General features: G+C 53.3%; 18 protein-coding genes. 2 read left to right on the top strand and 16 right to left on the bottom strand.

Annotation, left to right across the window (positions count from 1 at the left end):
- Window positions 1–75 precede the first annotated feature (75 nt).
- The 9 genes from MKZ07_RS27035 to MKZ07_RS26995 form a co-directional block, all read right to left on the bottom strand.
- Complete coding sequence (locus MKZ07_RS27035) at window positions 76–930, bottom strand: glutamate ABC transporter substrate-binding protein (protein WP_036693249.1); 855 nt, start codon at window positions 928–930, stop codon at window positions 76–78.
- A 33-nt stretch (window positions 931–963) separates the two neighbouring features.
- On the bottom strand, window positions 964–1,692 hold the full coding sequence (locus MKZ07_RS27030; RefSeq protein WP_036693252.1) for an amino acid ABC transporter ATP-binding protein: 729 nt from the start codon (window positions 1,690–1,692) through the stop codon (window positions 964–966).
- Between the two features lie 414 nt (window positions 1,693–2,106).
- On the bottom strand, window positions 2,107–3,399 hold the full coding sequence (gene ltrA / locus MKZ07_RS27025) for a group II intron reverse transcriptase/maturase (RefSeq protein ID WP_036694821.1): 1,293 nt from the start codon (window positions 3,397–3,399) through the stop codon (window positions 2,107–2,109).
- A 653-nt stretch (window positions 3,400–4,052) separates the two neighbouring features.
- Complete coding sequence (locus MKZ07_RS27020) at window positions 4,053–5,042, bottom strand: inorganic phosphate transporter (RefSeq protein ID WP_036693255.1); 990 nt, start codon at window positions 5,040–5,042, stop codon at window positions 4,053–4,055.
- Between the two features lie 12 nt (window positions 5,043–5,054).
- Window positions 5,055–5,672: a DUF47 domain-containing protein gene (locus tag MKZ07_RS27015; RefSeq protein ID WP_036693257.1), complete on the bottom strand. Its 618-nt coding sequence runs from the start codon at window positions 5,670–5,672 to the stop codon at window positions 5,055–5,057.
- Between the two features lie 205 nt (window positions 5,673–5,877).
- Complete coding sequence (locus tag MKZ07_RS27010; RefSeq protein ID WP_305954389.1) at window positions 5,878–6,993, bottom strand: DUF3048 domain-containing protein; 1,116 nt, start codon at window positions 6,991–6,993, stop codon at window positions 5,878–5,880.
- A gap of 169 nt (window positions 6,994–7,162) precedes the next feature.
- Window positions 7,163–7,939, bottom strand: a complete 777-nt coding sequence (locus MKZ07_RS27005) for a DODA-type extradiol aromatic ring-opening family dioxygenase (protein ID WP_036693263.1) — start codon at window positions 7,937–7,939, stop codon at window positions 7,163–7,165.
- Between the two features lie 83 nt (window positions 7,940–8,022).
- On the bottom strand, window positions 8,023–8,853 hold the full coding sequence (locus MKZ07_RS27000) for an alpha/beta hydrolase family protein (protein ID WP_036693266.1): 831 nt from the start codon (window positions 8,851–8,853) through the stop codon (window positions 8,023–8,025).
- A gap of 204 nt (window positions 8,854–9,057) precedes the next feature.
- Window positions 9,058–9,258, bottom strand: a complete 201-nt coding sequence (locus tag MKZ07_RS26995; protein WP_341028655.1) for a hypothetical protein — start codon at window positions 9,256–9,258, stop codon at window positions 9,058–9,060.
- Between the two features lie 185 nt (window positions 9,259–9,443).
- Here MKZ07_RS26995 and MKZ07_RS26990 point away from each other — a divergent pair, with 185 nt between their 5' ends.
- Both MKZ07_RS26990 and MKZ07_RS26985 read left to right on the top strand, forming a co-directional pair.
- Entirely contained in the window at window positions 9,444–10,106 is a 663-nt protein-coding gene (locus MKZ07_RS26990; protein ID WP_341028653.1) for a DUF1129 family protein, read from the top strand.
- Between the two features lie 41 nt (window positions 10,107–10,147).
- The gene (locus MKZ07_RS26985) at window positions 10,148–11,086 is read left to right on the top strand and encodes a hypothetical protein (RefSeq protein WP_341028651.1); all 939 of its coding nucleotides are present in this window, start codon (window positions 10,148–10,150) and stop codon (window positions 11,084–11,086) included.
- Between the two features lie 75 nt (window positions 11,087–11,161).
- On the opposite strand, the gene ilvA is transcribed toward MKZ07_RS26985, so the two are convergent.
- The 7 genes from ilvA to purH form a co-directional block, all read right to left on the bottom strand.
- Window positions 11,162–12,424 (bottom strand): threonine ammonia-lyase IlvA, encoded by a 1,263-nt coding sequence (gene ilvA, locus MKZ07_RS26980; RefSeq protein ID WP_036693275.1) that lies wholly within the window; start codon window positions 12,422–12,424, stop codon window positions 11,162–11,164.
- Window positions 12,425–12,621: 197 nt separating this feature from the next.
- Window positions 12,622–14,664 carry a methyl-accepting chemotaxis protein gene (locus tag MKZ07_RS26975; protein ID WP_341028649.1) on the bottom strand — a complete coding sequence of 681 codons (2,043 nt, stop codon included), beginning with the start codon at window positions 14,662–14,664 and terminating at the stop codon, window positions 12,622–12,624.
- A 284-nt stretch (window positions 14,665–14,948) separates the two neighbouring features.
- Window positions 14,949–15,437: a PadR family transcriptional regulator gene (locus tag MKZ07_RS26970; RefSeq protein WP_256706978.1), complete on the bottom strand. Its 489-nt coding sequence runs from the start codon at window positions 15,435–15,437 to the stop codon at window positions 14,949–14,951.
- A 48-nt stretch (window positions 15,438–15,485) separates the two neighbouring features.
- Window positions 15,486–16,328 (bottom strand): NmrA family NAD(P)-binding protein, encoded by an 843-nt coding sequence (locus MKZ07_RS26965; protein ID WP_341028646.1) that lies wholly within the window; start codon window positions 16,326–16,328, stop codon window positions 15,486–15,488.
- Between the two features lie 277 nt (window positions 16,329–16,605).
- Window positions 16,606–17,928 carry an SEC-C metal-binding domain-containing protein gene (locus MKZ07_RS26960; protein ID WP_341028644.1) on the bottom strand — a complete coding sequence of 441 codons (1,323 nt, stop codon included), beginning with the start codon at window positions 17,926–17,928 and terminating at the stop codon, window positions 16,606–16,608.
- Between the two features lie 307 nt (window positions 17,929–18,235).
- Window positions 18,236–19,501, bottom strand: a complete 1,266-nt coding sequence (purD, locus tag MKZ07_RS26955) for a phosphoribosylamine--glycine ligase (protein WP_341028642.1) — start codon at window positions 19,499–19,501, stop codon at window positions 18,236–18,238.
- A 23-nt stretch (window positions 19,502–19,524) separates the two neighbouring features.
- The gene (gene purH, locus MKZ07_RS26950; RefSeq protein ID WP_341028640.1) at window positions 19,525–21,072 is read right to left on the bottom strand and encodes a bifunctional phosphoribosylaminoimidazolecarboxamide formyltransferase/IMP cyclohydrolase; all 1,548 of its coding nucleotides are present in this window, start codon (window positions 21,070–21,072) and stop codon (window positions 19,525–19,527) included.
- Window positions 21,073–21,330 lie beyond the last annotated feature (258 nt).

Below are 21,330 nucleotides of genomic sequence, written 5' to 3'. Positions count from 1 at the left end.
TTCTACGAGAAATTCGTGTGAAACCCGTTTATTCGTTTTTACCTTGATGGAAGCCTGCTCTTACTTGGGACAGACTTATTTAGCCGGGGCTTTACCAATCCACTTCGTATAGATGGCATCATACTCCCCATTCGCCTTCAGTTCAGCCAGTGTATCATTAATCGCCTTAACTACATCCGCGTTGCCTTTCTGGACCGCAATGCCGTATGGCTCATCGGTAAACGGCTTCCCTACCACCTCGAAGCCGGGGTCCTGTGAGGCCATTCCGTACAGAATCGCATCATCCGTAGTGAGCGCGTCGCCCTGCCCCGCCTTGAGCGCGCTGAAGGCATCCTGGTAGTTATCGAATTCAAGCACGTTTACGCCCGGCACCTTCTCTTTGATATTCTTGATCGAGGTTGCCCCCTTGGAGCCGAGGATCTTCGTATCCTTCGTAACGCTCTCCAGGCCTGTTATCGGGCTGCCCTTCTTTACAAGCAGGGACTGGCCGGCCTGGAAATAGACGTCAGAGAAATCGACTTCCTTCTTGCGGTCCTCCGTAATGGTCATGGTAGCCACCACCATATCGATCTCGCCGTTATTCAGCATCGGAATGCGCGTCTTGGAGGTCACCTCCTTCAGCTCGATGGCATTCTCGTCACCGAGAATTTTCTTAGCGATGGCCTTGGAGATGTCGATGTCGAAGCCTTCCACGTTGCCGGAGGCCGGGTCCTTCAGACCGAACAGGCGGGTATCGAACTTCACGCCGACGAGCAGCTTGCCGCGCTCCTTGATCTTGGCAATGGCTGCAGAGTCAGCGGCTGCCCCTCCGGCTGCATTGCCGCCTGCCGCAGGGTCGTTCTTGCCCTTGTTGTTGCCGCATCCGGCAATGACCAGCAGGGCCGCAATCATCAGCGCACTTAACACCTTGAAGCTCTTAGACATTTTCATTTCGTTTCCTCCCCGGATTCCTATATATTTAGTTTAATGGCTTAATACACGGCTGAGAAAAGTACGCGTCCGCTCTTCCTTCGGGCTGGCGAAGAAGGCTTCCGGCTCCGCCTCTTCCACGATCTGCCCTTGATCCATGAAGATGACCCGGTCCGCTACCTCACGGGCGAAGCCCATCTCATGGGTCACAACGACCATTGTCATGCCCTCACGCGCCAGGGCGCGCATGACATCGAGCACCTCTCCGACCATCTCCGGGTCCAGCGCCGAGGTCGGCTCGTCGAACAGCATAATCTTCGGCTTCATCGCCAGCCCCCGGGCAATCGCCACCCGCTGCTGCTGTCCGCCGGACAGCTGGGAAGGATAGGACTCTGCCTTGTCGGCAATGCCGACCTTCTCCAGATAATACATTGCGGTCTTCTCCGCTTCCGCCTTGCTTAAGCCCAGCACCTTCACCGGGGCCAGCGTGATGTTATCAATCACCTTTTTGTGCGGGTACAGGTTGAAGTGCTGGAAGACCATTCCGATCTCTTTGCGCAGGGTATTGATATCTGTCTTGCGTTCGTTTACAGTTATACCGTCCACGGTTAATCCGCCGCTCGTTATCGTCTCCAGACGGTTAATGCAGCGCAGCATCGTGCTCTTGCCGGAGCCGGAAGGACCGACTACAACAACTACTTCCCCTTCCTGAACATGCAGATCAATGCCCTTCAGTACATGGAATTGTCCGTAATGTTTGTCTACCTGATGAAAGTCGATCAATGGCTAGGCCTCCTTTGTCTATTCGGATGTTTGTCAGCAATGGTAACACTTAAAACAAACCTTACTTCAGAGACTACCAAATCCTACATAATACTACGCAAATTTCATTTCTCATATGTTATTTTCTTTTAAATATGTGATGTATTTCATTTTCTTTTTATGCCCATTAACATTTTTTATCAGTTTGGTGTAGCCTTTTGTGACATTCCTCTCTTGAAAAATCAAGTGGAAACGGCTTTGCCGTCCTTTTAAAGGACGGTACCGTTTCAGCGGGAAATAGAAGGATAATTTATCGTGTGCAACATATAAATTCTAGAGTAAAGGGCTGGTGCAACCCAGCCCCTCCTCATCAAACCGTACGTGAGGTTTTCCCTCATACGGCTTTCCGATGTTTGTCATTCATCGGCATGCAGATTACAATAGCGTTTTTAGTCCATATTGGATGGTCAAATATCTAACTTCTGACCGGGATCTCATCCATCTTCCTCGTTGTCTCTTCTTCGCATACCACCGGGTAAATCGTTGCAGAATATACCAATCCAGTTTTGCTAACCTCTTTTGGCTGTACTTTGTGTAATAGTAGTTTCTCCATCCTTGAATCTTGGGATTGAGCCATTCCACGTGTTCCGCAAACGATTTCGAACGCATGCTGGGCGGTGCTAATCTTTCTTTAACCACGCCTCGAATTCGTTCCTCCGCCTTCTTCGTTAGCCACTGCTGCGTGGTGTAATACACCTTGCCTTGGGATGTTTCTGCCTTCTTTTTCCGGTGGTGCATTCCTAAGAAGTCGAATCCTTCGTCTCCTGTCCATAAGCCGACAATACGGGTTTTGGTTGGGTGTAGCGTCAGCTCCAGACGTTCCATGATTCTGCGTATGAGTTCATACGCATGTCCGGCGTCCTTTTTAGTTTTACAGACCACCACAAGATCGTCTGCATACCTCGTGAGTTCACCTACTCCTTTCCCGTGTTTTTCCCACAGTCGGTCAAAATAGTTCAGATAGATGTTCGCCAAAAGTGGTGAGATCACTCCACCTTGTGGTGTGCCTAAATCGGAACGTCTTACGTTTCCTTCTTCCATGACTCCCGCCTGAAGCCACTTCCGGATTAACTTCAGGATTCGTCTGTCATTGATACGCATTTGTACCAATTTCATCAGTTTCTCCTGGTTAATATTGTCGAAGTAACCTTGGATGTCGACGTCGACTACCCAATTTCCTTTGCGGTTGCAGGCTTTCCGGATTCGATCCAGTGCTCCTTTCGCACTTCGCTTCGGGCGAAATCCGAAGGATACTTCTTCGAAATCCGCTTCGAAGATCGGTTCAATGACGAGTTTGGTTGCCATCTGCACCACTCGGTCGCGCACGCTGGGTATGCCCAGCGGTCTTGGTTTCCCGTCTTTCTTTGGGATATAGTGCCGCCGTACGGGCTGTGGGTGGTAGTTACCATCCTTTAATGCTCGCTCGCAGTCTTTGAGAAATTGCACTTCTCCTTGTTTCTCAATATCCGCGAGCGTCACCGTATCTACTCCGGCAGCCCCCTTGTTCGCTTTCACCCGTTTCCAGGCTTCACTCAGCACATCCCAGCGGTAGACTTTGTCGTACAGTGCATGGAATTTACGCTTGTTGTTCTCCTTGGCCGCATGACCTAGCTTTTCTTGGAGTTCTTGAACTTTTTCCTTAGGTGTCGTTAGCCTACTGGCATTCACTCACTCGTACCTCCTCCAAAAGCATAAACAAAGCAGGGCTCCTTCTCTCCCTAAGGTTATGTTGTCCTTAGGTTCCTCGGTACTATGAGCCCCTCGGACTCCCTTCCCACAGACGGTTCATTTCATCTTTTGGACTTATAGAGCGTCTTTTTACGGGTTTCTAAAAAAAAAATCCTCCCGTGTGGGGGAGGGTCTCCCCAGTTCACTATGTCTTCTTTCCTTCCATGCCGATCCCCATACGCCGGAGGATTCTTCACTGCCGTTCCAAGTTCTCTGCAGCTTCCATGGTCTTCACCCATATAAGCGAGGTTCGACTTCCTCTCTTCCCCCTTGCGGGGCCTTTATGACGACGCGGCAGGATTCACTTCATGTTACGGCCTGGCGGGTTGCTCGCCCTGTCTCTGACCGGACTTTTGTCGATGCGCTTCTACGCACGGATTTCGCCGTACGCAGGCATCCTAGCTACACGGGGGCTTGGCCCCTCCCGTGACCGGACTTTCACCGGTTAGAAGATACGCGCTTTCTGGGCACGCCTTATATTTTCAAATAACCTCCGCTTAGGCCGAGGTTTACCGCTGAACGCAAAAAAAGATGTCCTAAAGCCATCCATGGCTTCTGCGACATCTTGTCCAGGCAATCTATTCTGTTCAGTCCTAAAAGAAGAGCTTGAAGATCACTCCCGACAGCAAGGCGCTGATCGGAATCGTAATGAACCAGGTAACCACGATCCGTCCGGCCACTCCCCATTTGACAGCGGAGAAGCGCTTGGCAGAACCTACACCCAGAATCGATGAAGTGATCGCGTGGGTTGTACTTACTGGCAGATGCAGCAGCGTAGCCGTGAAAATAACAGAGGCCGCCGAAATATCCGCCGCGAAGCCGTTGATCGGCTCAATTTTGAAAATCTTCGTGCCCATCGTCTTAATAATCTTCCAGCCGCCGATAGACGTTCCGAGTGCCATGGATGTAGCCGCTGCAATCTTAACCCAGAGCGGAACCTCCATCGTCTCAAGCCGTCCCGAGGTAACGAGGGCAAAGGTAATGATCCCCATCGCCTTCTGCGCGTCATTCGTACCATGGGTGAAGGATTGCAGTGCGGCCGTCACGATTTGCATCGAACGGAAGCCCTTGTTGACCGTATGCGGACTGCGCTTCGCGAAGATCCACTTCAGAATCGTCATCACAATATACCCGATTACAAAAGCGATCAGCGGGGAGAAAATCAGCCCCTCTACGATCTCAATGAACCCGCTCCATTTGATATGCTCTGTACCTGCCCCAACATAGACCGCACCGGCTAACGCACCGATAAGCGCATGGGAGGAGGATGAAGGAATACCCAGCCACCAGGTCACGAGATTCCAGATAATTGCCGCAATGAGCGTCGCTGTGACAATATCTATACCGTTGTCCAGCAGGGTCGGATCGGTAATGCTGCCCCCGATCTTCTTCGCCACGCCGGTGAACATCAATGCGCCGATAAAGTTCATCGAGGCGGCCAGCATGATGGCTGTACGCGGCTTCAGCGCACGGGTCGAGACAGAGGTAGCAATCGCATTGGCGGTATCATGGAAGCCGTTAATGAAGTCGAACGCCAGCGCAAGAAAGATAACAAAAGCTAGTACATATATAGATGTATCCATATTTAAGGCCCCTTATGAGTTACGCATGATGATCGATTCCAGCATGTTGGCTACGTCTTCACATTTATCCGTGGTGGTCTCGAGCCGCTCATACAATTCTTTGCGCTTAATCAGCTCAATCGGGTCCTTCACAGTCTCGAACAGGGCCTTGGTGCAGATACGCAGGACTTCGTCGCCCTGGTTCTCCAGATCATTCAGACGGATGGTGTATTCGCGGATCGCCAGCAGCTTCTTCTGGGAGAGCAAATGAACTGCCTTCTGGATCTCGTATGCACTCTGGCGGAGAATCTCTGCAAACTGGACAATATACTCATCCGCATCCAGCAGGTTATACATATAGAAACGCGAGGCTGAGGCCTCCAGACCATCAATGACATCGTCCATGCTGGTGATCAGATCCATGATGTCGTCCCGCTCCAGCGGCGTAATGAACGTCTTGTTCAATTCCTTGATGACAGTATGTGTGTAAGTATCGCACTGGGATTCGTATTTCTTCATCTCCGCGGCGAAGTTCTCCACATTGCCCTGGAGAGTCGAGATATTCTGAGCGAAATAATCCGCAGCCTGAACAATGGTGTCAGCCATGTTTTCCAGCGTCTCAAAGAATATATCCTTTTTTCTGAGCTTCATTAGTCTAAGACCCCTTTACATAATATTGCCGTGAAAAAAATGAAGTCATTCCATGTAAACCGCATGAAAATGAATGACAACCCTTGTTATCTTATCATATCGACAGAAGGGATAGAAGACAAAAAACCGAACTTTTTTACACTATAATAACAATTCCCTGTAATCACGAAAATAATCATCCGAACATTCGATTCTCCAGCTGAACTTAGAGGGATGCAGGCGCCAGCGCATATTCGACATGACTGCTGAACGAGGGGCTGTTCGGGACAATCAGAATATGGGTGATTCCCGGGAACATCAGCGCCTCCTTGCCGTCCTTCTTCACGAACCGGATGACGTCTCCGGGGCTGCGCGACCATTTGCCCTTAATCGCTACGCCGCGCTGTAACAGCACTGCTTCTCCCCCCAGCTCCGTATCCACCTGCAGCCGGCCGACATCGTCAAGCACCTTATGGTCCGAACCCATCACGATGATGTTCGCCGCTTCCACCGGACGGTTATTATTCAGATCCAGATGCGGCTTGCCGTTCACCAGGCGGGCATACGTACGCTGCTCTGCATTATATTGGTACCCGACATTGTAGCTCTTCAGCAGGAAGTTCACACTCAGCGCAAGCGCCGGGGTGCCCTCCACAGGAATGTAATCCGGATCATTGAAAAGAAAACCAGGGACCTTCACGCTCTCCGCATACCCCAGCTTCCCGGCACCCTCCCGCAGCTTGGCGGCATTGCTGTACAGGTTATGCGGGGCCTTGCGTTCCTTGTCCCGCCAGAAGTAAGCTCCCGCGCGTCCGATTTCGTCCATATCCGCCTTCTTCTGCCGTTGCAGAATGGCATAAGCGTCCGGACTGCCTCCGGCATGCACTGTTATGCCGCCGTAGCTCTCGCCGATATCGAGCAGATATGGGCGGATACTGCGGATCGGCCCGATCTTCACCACGCCGGCATGACTCTGAAAGATACCGATCAACCGGGTAATACCGCCCTCGGCCAGCACCTCGTACAGAATATCCGCCTCGCTGATCCCGGACTGTGGACGGGCCGCCGGGGCATTATTAATCATGACCGCGAGCGGCCGGGGCAGGCTCCCCTCTTCAGATACCAGGCCCGTTAAGCCGGAGATCGCTCCGGCGGCAGGCTCAGGGGCCGGGGTCTGCGCCACCTCTGTCGGCTGTGGCTCCAGGGTAGGCGCTGCTGTTGGTACAGATGTTTGTACAGGTACAGGGTTGGCTTGCTCATTACTGCAGGCAGAGAGCAGCACGGCGGCAAGGACTAGAGTATATACAGGACGGGATACAGAACGGTTCATCGATATAGACACGTTGTTCCTCCTAATCATAAGTTACAGCTTGCTTCTCTCGATGCTCTTCTGTGAAACTCGCTTCCTTCATTTAATCATAGCTGGCAGAGTTTGTCTTGAGTCAAGTGAAAATGGCAGCAGAAAAAGGGTACAGCCCTTATAGCAGCTGTACCCTCTATTCATTCCTATATTAGTCAAGCATCCAGCAGTTCAGGCTGAGCGTACCGTATTGGTAGGCCTGAATCATTAGCTGTGCCCGTCTGCCTTCATCGGCTGCCCCCATTGCGTAGAAGAGCGGGATAAAATGTTCTTTGCCGTAGGCAGGTACGGCCTCTCTCACATGTGGCGCTTGCTTCTCATACGCATACAGGGAGCGAAGATCCCAGGCCGCAAGCCGCTCTGCAATCCACCCGTCGAAGTCAATCGCCCATTGCTCCGGCTGATCCTTTTGCTTCAGCAGTCTGAGGTTATGAACCAGACCGCCGCTGCCGATCAGGAGAATGCCTTCCTCGCGCAACGGAGCAAGCATCCGTCCGATGTTGTACTGCTCCTCAGGCGAGCGGAGCGAATCCACGGATAAGGCCACGACCGGAATATCCGCCTGCGGGAACATGGTGCTCAGGATGACCCAGGCGCCATGATCCAGCCCCCGTCCCAGCACGGGCTGATGGGGCAGATTACTATTCTTGAACAGTTCCGAAATACGGCTGCTGAGTGCGGGATCACCTGGAGCAGGATAACTCAGCTGATACATCTCTTCCGGGAACCCGTAGAAATCATGCTGCGCTTCATGCTGTGTGTCCACTGTAATCAGCTGCTCTGGACTGTCCCAATGAGCTGAGAAGATCACAATGCCGCGGGGCTTCCCCAGATCCGAACCCAGCCGCTGCAGGAAACGCGTGTAGTCGTTATCCTCAAGTACCAGCAGCGGGGAGCCGTGCGCAATGAAAAAGGCCGGTAATTTCATAGGGTAAGAGCCTCCATTTCCGGTATGGTCTGCCCCTTTATTTTACAGCTAATTCCCAGCCATTGCGAGTGCCGTTACCGCTCCTATATCATCCAGTTCTGCCATTCCTCCTGCAGATGCTCCTGCTGGTTCATCCAGTCCCGGGTGCGCTTCAGCACCTGCTCCTGCGCCGGACCCGAAGAGAAGGTATGATCGCCCTGGAAAATAATCTCCTTGTCGCACCGTCCTTCCGGCCGGGTCCAGAACAGCTTCTGGTAGAGGAACGCATAGTCCACAGGGATCACATCATCGGAGGTTCCGTGAATGACCAGCACATCGCCGCTGAACTTTCCGGCCTCTTGGAACGGCTGGAAAGCAGCCAGGGAATTAAAGTATACCGGAGTGAACGAATATCCGGCATAATCTGCGCTGCCGCTCTTCACCGACCGGTCGAAAGCTTCCCTGCCGACAATCTTGACGATATCATTGAAGGGATAGCCGACAGCTGACCATAGTACAAGATTCTTCACCCGCCGGTCACGGACACCGGTCAGCAGCGCCACCGCACCTCCCAGACTGTGCCCGATCAGCGTTACACGCTGCGGGTCCACATCGGCCGAGCTGATGCCGTAATCTAGCACCGCCCGGGTCTGCCCGATCATCGACTCCATATCCTCACTGCCGTAATCGCCGCTGCTCTCCCCGCAGCCTGCATAGTCGAAACGGATTACCATATAGCCATCCTGCGCCAGCTCCCGGGCTGCCTTGACGAAGATCCGGTCGACACCGATCCGGCTGCCCACGAAGCCGTGGCAGATCACTGCAAGCGGCACCCGGTTCTTGCACCGTCCTGTCCCTGCCCGGTCTGCGGCCGGATAATGTATACTCGCTGTCAATTCCTCTCCGTTATGCCGGATGATGATATTCCGTTCCATTGCGGTGTCCTCCCCTGTATGGCTAATTTATTTTAAATTATAATAATTCCGATTAACTTAGTATGATTAATAAGTCTATTATAATATCTGTGCTAATTTGTTGTCAATATGCATGAAGCCCGCAGCTTTCATCAGCTCTTCAGGAGAAAAGGCCCCTTCCACTCCCTTAGGAGCAAAAGAGGCCCATATCTGCTTAGGCATCACTCAATCATAGCTGTCGTGAAACATGTCGTGTGTCTCCTGCCGGCCTTCCCAATCCCCGAGCCCGTTCTCCTGGCCCTGGCCCGCAGCATCCCATAGGCTGAAGCCGTCAGAATTGCCCCAGTCCCCCACATCATTAGTAGGTGCAGGCGCGGTGCCGCCGTTCACAGCCTTGCCGGGTTCCTGCTTGTTGTCCTGTTCCATAACGCTCCCTGCCTTCCCTCTAGCTATAGTTGGTGAAGCCACCACCTCTTCAGTGTTTACTCTTCCAAAAGGATTATTCAGACCTTCGTGAACGAACGTTGTCCTTGCACACGGCTGGTGCACAAACGTATACTCTAGGTTGAAGGTATCCTGATCACTCAATGCTGGAGGTATAGGTCCACACTATGAAAGTCAAAGCTATGATTAAGCAGAACAACCTGCTGCGGGAGCAGATGACACCGTCTAACCGCTCTTATTTCGAAGATATGATTCTGGCGATGCGCGCCAGTTCAGTAGATGCTGTACGTGCAGAGGAGCTGCTGCTGGAGGCGGCCGCGCTGCTGCTGAAGGGACAAGCCAAGGGGAAGAACGCCAAGCAGGTTTTTGGCGAGAAGCCCGGTGATTATTTCAAGGAAGTGATGGACAGTGCTCCGCCGCGTGCACCACGCAGCCGGCTGAAGAACTCCCTGATGATCTCCTGGTCCGCTCTGACCCTGCTGTTCGGGACGATGGGCATTGCCGGTCTGATTACACAGTGGAGCGGCGGTCCGCACGAACTCTTCGGCCAGCTTAGCCTGTTCACGCTGGTCGTTGTCGGCGCAGGCTCCATCGTGCTGGCTGAGCTTATTATGAAATGGATGGCCTCCCTCTCGGAGGACGACAGTCCGAAGCCCAAGACCTTCGACATTAAGGCCTTGGGCATCTATATTGGAATTGCCGTGATTGCGGTATTCGCCGGCATATTCCTCGATAATCTGTTCCCGGTCATTCCGGTCTCGCCCTGGGTCAGTCTGGCGTTGGCCGCTGCCGGAGGTCTAGGGCTGAAATTCATATTCTTCCCATCCTAGAGGCTGTATCCCACATCCATTCCACACAGGAGGAGACTCGAATGAAAAAGCATGCCGTTCTATCCGCCGCAATCGCCCTGCTCATGGGGCTTCAGGCAGGCGCAGCCGTCCCGGCCGGTGCCGAAGGCAGCGGAAGCAGCCCGACAGGCACTTCCGGTGCAGCTGCAAGCGCTAAGACTGCCAGTCATGCAGAAGCGGTCTATAAGGCCGCGCTGCCGCTGCTGTCCAGTGGTAACCTGCCGGGCGCCATTACCTATATGAAGACGAAGCTGTATGCAGTCACTCCGTATCAGGCGACTGTACTGACGCTGAAGCTGGAGAACCTGCATAAGGCGCTGCTCCCCTCCTGGGAGAAGAAATTCAGCAGCAGCGAGGTCCAGCGGAAGCTCCTCACCGTCTACAGAGGGGGAGTCAGCATGGAGAAGCTGGCTGAGAGTACGGATAACGCCGCCCTGCGCGCCCTGCTGCAAGGCGCGGGCGAGAGCGGGTACAAGCTGGATACCGCTGAGGGCAGCTTTTACCCGGTGATTGATTATGCGGCTTACCGCAAATATAAGCCTTATGTAACGGAGGATATCAGCAGTTATATTTCCATTATGGCGGCTGAATCAGATCTGCCTCCTTCCAAGGATAACGGGCTGATCATTGCCTGGGGCGAGGTGGCCGACCGTGCGCTGACCCAGGAGCAATTCATCCAGACCTATCCCAAATCCAACCGGGTACAGGCCGTCAAGAAGCTGTATAACCAGTATGCTGTGAACACCTTCTACGGTCAGAACAACACCCCGCTCTTCCATTACGATAATCTGGAGATGGATCTGGAGGCGCAGAAGGCCTACACCAGCATCCTGGCTAAGAACAGCAGTACCAGCGCCTTCCTGCAGAAGCTTGAGGGCTTCATGAAGCTGATGAAGAGTAACGGCTACCTGCTGGACGACGCGGCGGAGCAGTATCTGAAGACTGAGGTGCCTCAGCCGTAGACGGTTCAACTGAATCCATATAACAACAAACAGCCCCGTCCGCAATCACGCCGGACGGGGCTGTTGTCTATAAGATTAGATCAGCATACTGAACAGATTAACATCCTTGTTGATCTCCACATAATCGACGCCCTTCTGCTTCATCCGCTCAATCAGCGGGGCGTAGGCATCGGTAGACATCAGCTCAATGCCGACCAGGGCCGGGCCGTTCTCCTTCTCATTCTTCTTCGTGTACTCGAACCGGGTAATGTCATCGTCCGGACCGACCACCTCGGTCAGGAACTCGCGCAGGGCACCCGCGCGCTGCGGGAAGTTGACCATGAAGTAATGCTTAAGGCCCTCATAGATCAGGGAACGCTCCTTGATCTCCTGCATCCGGTCGATATCGTTGTTGCCGCCGCTGACGATGCAGACCACGCTTTTGCCGCGGATCTGATCACGGTACATGTCCAGTGCAGCAATGGGGAGGGAACCGGCAGGCTCCACCACAATGGCGTTCTCGTTATACAGCTCCAGAATAGTGGTACACGCCTTCCCCTCCGGCACCTTCACCACATCATCCAGAAGCTTCGAGCAGATATCGAAGGTCAGGCCGCCGACACGCTTCACCGCCGCGCCGTCCACGAACTTGTTGATCTCCTTCAGGGTGATTACCTCGCCGCTCTGCATGGCCTCACTCATTGAAGCCGCGCCGCTAGGCTCCACACCGATCACCTTAGTTGCCGGACTCACCGTTTTGATATAGGTGGCTACACCGGCTGCCAGCCCGCCGCCGCCGATGGTGACGAACACGAAGTCCGCAGGCTTGTCCAGATTCTCCATTACCTCCATGGCTATGGTACCGTTGCCGGCAATAATACGCGGCTCATCGAACGGGTGAATCAGGGTCATGCTATAGTCTATGCAAGCCTGCAGCGCTTCATCATAAGCATCATCAAAGGTATCCCCCTTCAGAATCACCTCAACGAACTCGCCGCCGAAGCGCCGGACCTGCTTAATCTTCTGATTAGGAGTAGTGCTCGGCATGAATATCTTGCCTTTGATGCCGAGTGCCTTGCAGGAATAAGCCACGCCCTGGGCATGATTTCCCGCACTGGCGCAGACGATGCCCTTGGCTCTGTCTTCGTCAGACAGACTGCGGATCATATTATAGGCCCCCCGGATTTTGAAGGAGCGTACAATCTGCAGATCCTCACGTTTCAAGTACACATTACAGCCGTATTTGGCCGACAATACCGCATCCAGCTGGAGCGGCGTACGGACGATAACCTCCCGCAGCACATGGTGTGCGCGTACAATATCTTCCATTCCTACGATCCGGTTTTCGCCTTCTCTCATGTTTTTCCCGCCTCACTGTCTCTTTCTTATCGTTTCGCTTCTTGTAACATACTCTTCCAAGGACTTTTTTTCAACCCTTGTCCTCTCCACACACCATAACATCCACTGAGAGTGGAATGGTGACCAGCAGCCCCCCGCCGATAAGCAAGAGGGAGGTCCGGCATCTACCTGCCGGACCTCCCTCTCACCAGAACCCTTTATACCTTAAACCTTGACACCGCACTCAGCAGCTGCGCCGAGCTATGCTTGATCTCCTCCATCTCCGCTACGATGCTGCCCGACCGCCCGATGATCTGCTCCGCTCCGGCAGCGATGACTCCCGCTCCTTCCGCCCCCTCATTCGTCGCACTGCCAGTCTCGCTGATCGCAGTGAGCATGCTCTGGATGGAAGCGAGCAGCTCTTCCGAAGTGGCGCTGAAGTCCGTCACCAGCTCCTCGATATACCGGGCATCCTCACTGTACCGCTCTCCGGTCTCCTGCATGGCATCGTAGTCCTTCTTCACCTGGCTGTCCATGAAGCCCAGCATACTCTCCGCAGCCTCCACAAGATTGGACACCGCCTCGATTACCGCCCCGGTCACTCCCTGAATCTCAGTCACCGTCTCACGCGAGTTGTCCGCGAGCTTACGGATCTCCTCCGCCACTACAGCGAACCCCCGGCCGGCTTCTCCGGCCCTGGCCGCCTCAATTGAAGCATTCAGCGATAACAGGTTGGTCTGGGCGGCGATCTCCAGAATGGCTCCTGTAAGCGCGCTGATCTGCGAGATTGATCCCGACTGTTCAATGGCTGTGCGCAGCTTCTCTTCACTAAGTCCGTACACGGTATCCGCCTGTGTGCGGGATTCCCAGGCTCTCTCCTTCAGCCGCTCCGCCCGTATGTTAATTTCTCCGGCGGCTTCCGCCCCCTCCTGGGCTTTGCGGGCAATCCCGTGGATCGCCGCCTCGATCTGGGTCGTACTGGCGTTCATCTCCTCCATTGAGGCGGCGGTCTGCTGCAAGCCTGCCGACAGCTCCTCCGTAACCCCCGAGATATCGGTGATGCTGCCGTCCAGCACGAATACGTTCTGCTCTGTATTCCCCACCGCTCCCGAGATACTCTGCGAGCTGTGCAAGATCTCCTGAATCAGTGACTGCTGCGAGGCGATCATATCGTTGAAGCCCTCAGCCAGCACCCCTATCTCGCCTCCCGCGGTCACCCTTGCCCTTACCGACAAGTCTCCGTCCTTCGCCTGCCCGAACGCAGCTGTGAGGAGCGGAATTTGCTTCAGGATGCTGCTTGAGACCAGATACAGCAGGACAGACAGCACCGCAATCGAAGCCATAATAGAGAGGAAGAAAATCAGCGCGAAGCGCTTCAGCTCCAGCTCCGCATGCTTCTGTGGTACGATCAGCGCGACCGACCACTGGTTAGCCACAGCCGGTGAATAGGATACATAGCTGGGTTCGCCGTCAATGTCCGTCCGGATGACATTAGAACCCCATTGCAGCATTTTATCGCCAACAATCTTCCACGATCCACCCAGGTCAGCCATCTTCTTCAGCAGGATATGATCCGGATTAGGATGGTAGATGAACGTCCCTGTCTCATCAATCAGCACGGCATAGCCGCTGCCCTTATAATTAAAAGCGCCCAGCGCCGCTGTAATCTGCTCTATCGAAATATCTGCACTCGCCACACCGATCAGCTTGCCCGAATCATCAAGCAGCGGGGTGCTGACACTAACGACCATTTTGCCCGACCCGGCATCAATATAAGGATTGGTAATCGTAACACGCTTGTTCGCAGCCGCAGCGGAATACCAGCTTCGCTCCTTCAGCACGTAGTCTGCCGGAGGCTCGAATTCATCCTGGGTAATCACCTTGTTCACCGCATCCAGACCTATGTATACATTGAGCAGATTCTTATTGTTGTTCTTGATTAGGTTCAGCGTCTCGATCAGCTCCGCGTACCCGTCCGTAGTCTTCAGCATCTGCGCATCCTTCACCCTCAGAATGAAGTCGCGGAGGTAGGCGTTGGCATTGAGCAGCGCCACACTATCCACAGCAGGCTGCAGCAGGTCATTGACCTGCACCCCGATCTCCCCTTTCTCATACGTCAGTGAGCTCTTCAGCCCGTCCACGATAAGCTGCTTGGCATTGCTGTAGATCACTGCAGACACCGCCATGAAAATAACCACCACAGACAGAATCACTGACAAAAACAGCTTGCCGCGAATCCCCATATTCCTTAATGCTTTCATAGAACTCCCCCATCCCCATGTCAATAGACTCAGGCCCTAAGCTCTACCTGCGGCTATTCTCTGTCTTTTCGACTTATTTCTGCAAAAAATCCCCTTATCCCTTTACCGTTTCTCCGTAAGCTGTGAAAAAACTGTGACTATGTCAGGTATTTTCTCATGATTATCCTGTTAACCACCTGATTCTTCCTCATTTCCACTTGTTCATGTCAGGTTTGTCGCACAAAAAATACTCCCTTTCTCTGCTGTATTCAGCAAACAAAAGGGAGTATGAGGAGTACACCGTCCTACCGTTCCAGCAGCTCCTGAAACCATTTCAGGTTCAATTCATGGTGGGCTCTGACATTATTCATCATCGATTTGGCCGTATCGTAGATCTTATCTTGCTTGGCATCCAGCACATGGTCAATTTCAGCAATTTTGCGCCGTGTCTGCTCCATCTGCACCGCTACAGCCGCCTTGAATTGTTCAGGATCATATTGGTGGGCGAACAGCGTTGTCATGTAAAAGGCTAACGTAATATCGTCCGTCTGCAGCGAATATTTGGCCATCAGTGCTTTGAAATGCTCGTCGCCCTGCGGTGTGATCTCGTAGATATATTGCTCAGGATAGTTGTTCACGCTAACGACCTCCACCAGCCGGACCCAACCTTCCCCCGCTAACTTCTGCAGGTTGTAATAGAGCGATCCCTTCGTCATATGAACAAGGTAACGGTAATCCCGTTCTTTGAAGACACTGAGCAATTCATAAGCGCTGGATTGTCCGCAATCCTTCAGCAGACCCAGTATAAGTAAGGGTATAATAGTGAATTCCTCTTTCTGTATTTATTGAAAATCACCGAGATGCTCCGCGATCCATTCTCTGAACGTATAAGGCTCCCGGCCAAGAATCGTCAGCACCGTGTCCGTCACGGCGAGCTTATGCTTCAGGCTATACTCCCAGTCCTGAACTCTAAGGGTAATGTACTCTTCAGCGATATACTTGCTCATATAAGAACGGAAGTCCCCGATCGTCTGCTCCTCCAGTTGAATGGATTGTCCAAGCTGCTTGGAGATTTCGGTCAATATGTTCCGCTGGCTAAGAATATTTGCTCCTGTGAGCGTCAAGACCTGCCCGGAGAATCTGTCAAAATCCGCTGCAACCTCACTGATCACTTCGGCAATATCTGCTTCATGCACACTGGCCAGCTTTGCCTCCAGAGCCGGTAGCCGGATCGTCCCCTTATTGTATCTAAAAAGGTCCCTCCAGTAAACGGTATTATGCATGAAGGCCTCGGCCCGGATATACACATACCGAAAGCCATACGCCTGAATCTGCTCCTCGACCTTCTTATGTTTCATAGCGTTCTCATTGTAACCGGCATCCGAGCGGTTGATCGACGCTGAGGATAAGAACACGATGTTCCGTACACCCTTGTCCCGGGCAGCCTGCAGAATTTCTTCGGCATCATCCAGCAGGATCAGGAATAAGGTCTCCACGCCTCGCAGACTGTCTGACCAGGCACTGCAATCCTTAATATCGCCAGTGACGATAGTCATTTGATCGCTCTGATCGCTTATCAGTTTCTCCGGTGTCCGGGTGAGGGCTTTGAAATTGACATCCTTAGACTTGAGGGAATGTACAACCCGATTTCCGACCGTTCCAGTTGCTCCAGTAATAAATAACATTAGGAGGACCTCTTTTCAGATAGTTTAGTCTAATTAGACTACACATCATAATATAGTCTAATTAGACTATATTGGCAAGGGGATTTATACGTAGCCCAATCCCAACGCCAATGTGGTCGGTTTTTCGATTACATTCGCCCATCCACCTGCGCCACTCCCCAATGTGTTCGTTTTTGGCATACATAGGCGGTGTGAGATGAAATCAAGGAGGTCACGCCTAATCTCCATAAAAAAACACAGCCCCGGAGGACTGTGTCTGGTATTTCATCTATAGTGTCTATTGCTTCAGCATCCACTTAAGCAGATCCGGCAGGCTCGCCCACAAGCGCGAGTGCATAATTACATATTCAATCGCTTCATTGGGATCACCCATACCGACAAAATCCGGAAGATTATGCGGCAGCCGCTTCACGCCCAGCAGGTAATCCGGCACATGCTTGTTCACTCCGCGGGCTATGCGGTAGAGCATTTTGAGCTGCGAGGTAATCCCGTTCTTCTTGAACTCCAGTACAATCCGGTCATAGGCAAAAGCCGCCGCCGCATCCTCTTCACCGTAGTTCTTAATAATCCGCTCTGCCTCTTCAAGCTGGTTGCTATACAGGTATACAGCAGTCAGCAGATAGCGGGCACCGGTATTATCATCCTGATTAAGCTCCAGAATATGCTCCAGCATCTCTGTTGCTTCCTCCGCCTTACCGCCGAACCAGCAGGATTCCGCGTAGCTCTGGCAGATACGGATATAAGGACGGGTCTCATATAGCCCCCAGAAGAACCCTTTATGCTTCGTAAAATAAGACTCGCCCAGCTCCCGTCTGCCTGCGGCGATTCCCGCCTTCAGCAGCTCCCGCGCGTCATCCTCATTCTCCGTTTCCTCGGCGAGAATAAGGTAGGCTTCCGGGCTGTCCGGATAGAGCTCCAGCGCCTTCTCCGCCAGCTGGACCCGGCGCTTCGCAGAGGTTGCCTCCATGGCTTGGGCCAGAAGGGTCTGTGCCTTCTCCTGCGGAGTTTCCGCTCCGTTCAGCGCCATCAATTCATCCGCTTCCCCGGTCATGCCGTATTCCTCGACATAGTTATAGATCTCTTTAACCTTGCGGGAGATCGTGGCCGTAGTAACCGCGTATTTGTCCGCCAGCTCCGCCTGCGACAGCATGAAGCCGTATTCCTCGGACAGCAGGTATTCGATTGCCGCACAGAAGGAGCCTGTCTTCTTCACGGCCGGCTTGGTCTGGCGGGAGAAACCGTTCCACAGCAGCAGTGCTTCCAGAATCAGCTCCCGGTCATACTGCTCTCTCATGTGCTCGATCAGCTCCAGCGCCAGCTGTTCATGGGCCGGATGCTCCCAGTTCAGCTCCTTCGCCACCATCTTCTTCAGCTTGGGCAGCGTTAGCTTGCCCGCAGCAGGGGCAGCACTTACCGTAGCCGGCTGTTCCTCGTGCACGATTACGCCGGGTATGGTTACAGGCGCTTGCGCCGCTGCATCCCCTGCGGTAACCAGCCGCAGCATTGACTGGGCTGCCGCTCTGTCTTTCTCCATGCAGCATTTCTTATATTTGTTCCCGCTTCCACACGGGCATAAGTCGTTTCTTCCTACCTTACTCAAAACTAATTCCCCCTTAAATCAGTAACTGTACATCCGCATAAGCATCGCTTTTATTGTACTATTATAACATTCGTTATGGAATTGCAAGTGGAAACGGCTGTGCCGTCCTTTTAGGGACGGTACCGTTTCGGCGAGAATAGAAGGATAATGTATAGCGTGAAACATATGAATTTCTCTATTTTAAAAAAGGCCTTTCCTTAGAAAGGAAAGACCCTTTATCTGTATATATCCGCACATTTTCCCCCGTACGAGTTGTATTATAGCACTTCTCCTACAACTTGTCAGTCCTTTTTTTGGGACTTTCTCCTCAGACCAGTGCCTTCATTGCGATATCACTGCGGTTCTGTTTACCCGCAAACGTAATAGTCTCCGCACTGGCATAGGCCGATGTACGTGCTTCGGCAATGGTTGCCCCCAGGCCTACCACCCCAAGCACACGGCCGCCGGTGGTCACCCAGCCTCCGTCTTCACTGCGTGCGGTTCCGGCATGGAAGACCAGCGCAGAGCTGCTGTCTTCCAGCCCGCTGATCGGCACTCCCTTCGGGTAAGGCCCGGGATACCCCTCCGAGGCCAGGACCACGCAGACTGCCGCCTCTTCGCTCCACTCAATCGGAATATCGGCGAGTCTGCCTTCGGTCACAGCCAGGAAGATCTCCAGCAGATCGCTTCGCAGCCGGGGAAGAACCACCTGGGTCTCCGGGTCCCCGAAGCGGGCATTGAACTCAATCGTCTTCGGTCTGCCGTCCGGCGAGATCATTAGTCCCGCGAACAGCACTCCGCTGAAGGGCCGCCCCTCAGCCACCATCGCTCTGGCTGTCGGCTCAATAATCGTCTCCACCGCTTCACGGATGATCGCTTCATCGATATGCGGCAGCGGGGAATACGTCCCCATGCCTCCCGTATTAGGTCCTTTATCGCCGTCGAATACAGGCTTATGGTCCTGAGCCGCAGCCATCGGCCGCACCGTTTCGCCATCCACGAACGCCAGAATCGACATTTCCTGCCCGGCAAGGAACTCCTCAATGACTACCTGCGCCCCTGCTTCCCCGAAGACCTTGTCGACCATGATCTCCTGAAGGGCCTGCTCCGCCTCCTCCGGGGAATATGCCACGGTTACCCCTTTGCCTGCGGCCAGGCCGTCCGCCTTGATGACAATCGGCAGCTCCTGGCTCCGCAGATAAGACAGGGCTGTCTCATAATCGCTGAATTTCTCATATGCGGCTGTCGGAATGCTGTATTTATGCAGCAGATCCTTCATGAAGGTCTTGCTGCCCTCAATCTCTGCGGCATTCTTCCGCGGGCCGAATACAGGAATATCCTGGGCTTCGAAGGCATCCACAATGCCTGCAGCGAGCGGATCATCCGGTCCGATGACTACCAGGCCCACCTTCTTCTCCTTCGCAAAAGCGGTCAGCTTATCGAACTCGAAGACGCCGATCGGCACACATTCCGCAAGCTGCGCAATCCCGGCATTGCCGGGGGCGCAGTAGATTTTACCGGCACGGGGACTGCGGGACAAGCTCCAGATGATCGCATGCTCTCGTCCGCCGCCGCCGACTACTAAAATATCCATAAGGCTCTGATCCTCCCAGCGTGCTAGTGTTTGAAGTGGCGTACGCCGGTGAAGACCATGGCAATGCCGTATTCATTGGCAACCTTAACCGATTCCTCGTCCTTGATCGAGCCTCCCGGCTGAATAACTGCCGTAATGCCCGCCTTCGCAGCCATTTCCAGTGTATCGCCCATCGGGAAGAAGGCGTCTGATGCCAGCACAGCACCCTTTGCTTTCTCGCCTGCTTGTTCAATGGCAATCTTGGCCGCACCGACACGGTTCATCTGTCCTGCACCTACACCGACTGTCATATCGTCAGCCGCAAGCACAATGGCATTGGACTTCACATGCTTCACGACCTTCCAGCCGAACAACAGCTGCTTCAGCTCTTCTTCCGTAGGCTTGCGGTTAGTTACAACTTGCAATTCCTCAGGATTCACAGAGTGTACATCGCTCTCCTGCACCACCATTCCACCTTCAACGGAGGTAACCACAAAGCTGCTCTTGCGGGATGAAGCGGTGCTGAGGTTGCCCAGTTTAAGCAGGCGGATATTCTTTTTCTTCGTCAGGATCTCCAGCGCTTCTTCTGTGAAGCCCGGGGCCAGGACGATTTCGAGGAAAATATCCTTCAGCAGATTAGCCGTGTCCGCATCAATAATCCGGTTGGCTGCCACAATTCCGCCGAAGATGGAGGTAGGGTCCGCATTGTACGCTTTTTGATATGCTTCATAGACACTTGTGCCCACGCCGACTCCGCAAGGATTCATATGCTTCACGGCTACAACGGCAGGCTCTTCGAACTCTTTGACAATCTGGAGCGCCGCGTTCGCGTCATTGATATTGTTGTAGGACAGCTCTTTGCCGTGCAGCTGCTCAGCAGCCGTCAGCGTATCCTGTGCAGCCAGCGGCTTGCGGTAGAACGCAGCCTTCTGATGCGGGTTCTCCCCGTAGCGCAGATCCTGGATTTTCTCATAAGTGACCGTATAGCGCTCCGGCAGCGGTTCACCGGTGACATTCGCCAGATAATCGGCAATCAGGGCGTCGTAAGCCGCCGTATGGCGGAAGACTTTGGCCGCAAGACGTTTGCGGGTTGCAAGGGTTGTATCTCCACCGGCGCGTACTTCTTCAAGCACATTCGCATAGTCAGCCGCATCGACCACCACACTAACAAACGCATGGTTCTTCGCCGCAGAACGCAGCATCGTCGGTCCGCCGATATCGATATTCTCGATAGCCTCTTCATAAGACACATCCGGCTTGGCAATCGTCTCCGCGAACGGATACAAATTCACCACGACAAGGTCGATGTAATCAAGGCCAAGCTCATTCATCTGACGGGTATGCTCTTCGTTGTCACGAACGGCCAGCAGGCCGCTGTGTACGGCTGGATGTAAGGTTTTGACGCGTCCGTCCATGATCTCAGGGAAGCCGGTAACATCAGAGATGCCAATGACCGGAACGCCTTCCTTCGCGAGAAGTGTGCTGGTGCCGCCTGTGGAGATAATTTCTACGCCTAATGCAGACAACTCGCGGCAAAAATCCACGATGCCCTGTTTGTCCGATACGCTGACCAGCGCTCTCTTGATACTCACTTTGAATAGTCCTCCTCTGGATTCTCGCTAGATTATTAGGGTGTTGTAAGAGTTACTTGATGAATCGGCTGCTCTTGAAGACGGCTTGTACCCACTCATTGGCGCAGCTGATTTAGTTGGATTTTTGTCATCTAATTCCGGCGGGGAAGCACGTAGCGGGGCAGTAGTTGGAAAATACACACCTAAATGACGCCAGATAAGGTCAATCATTCGATTGGGGCCGGATTAGCTGTACTTTTTCCACTTATGCTCCGTTCA

It is taken from the genome of Paenibacillus sp. FSL P4-0338, from assembly GCF_038002365.1.
Taxonomy (GTDB): Bacteria; Bacillota; Bacilli; order Paenibacillales; family Paenibacillaceae; genus Paenibacillus_AQ.
Note: the sequence above shows the minus strand (reverse complement) of the source record. Positions and strands in the feature narration are given on the sequence as shown.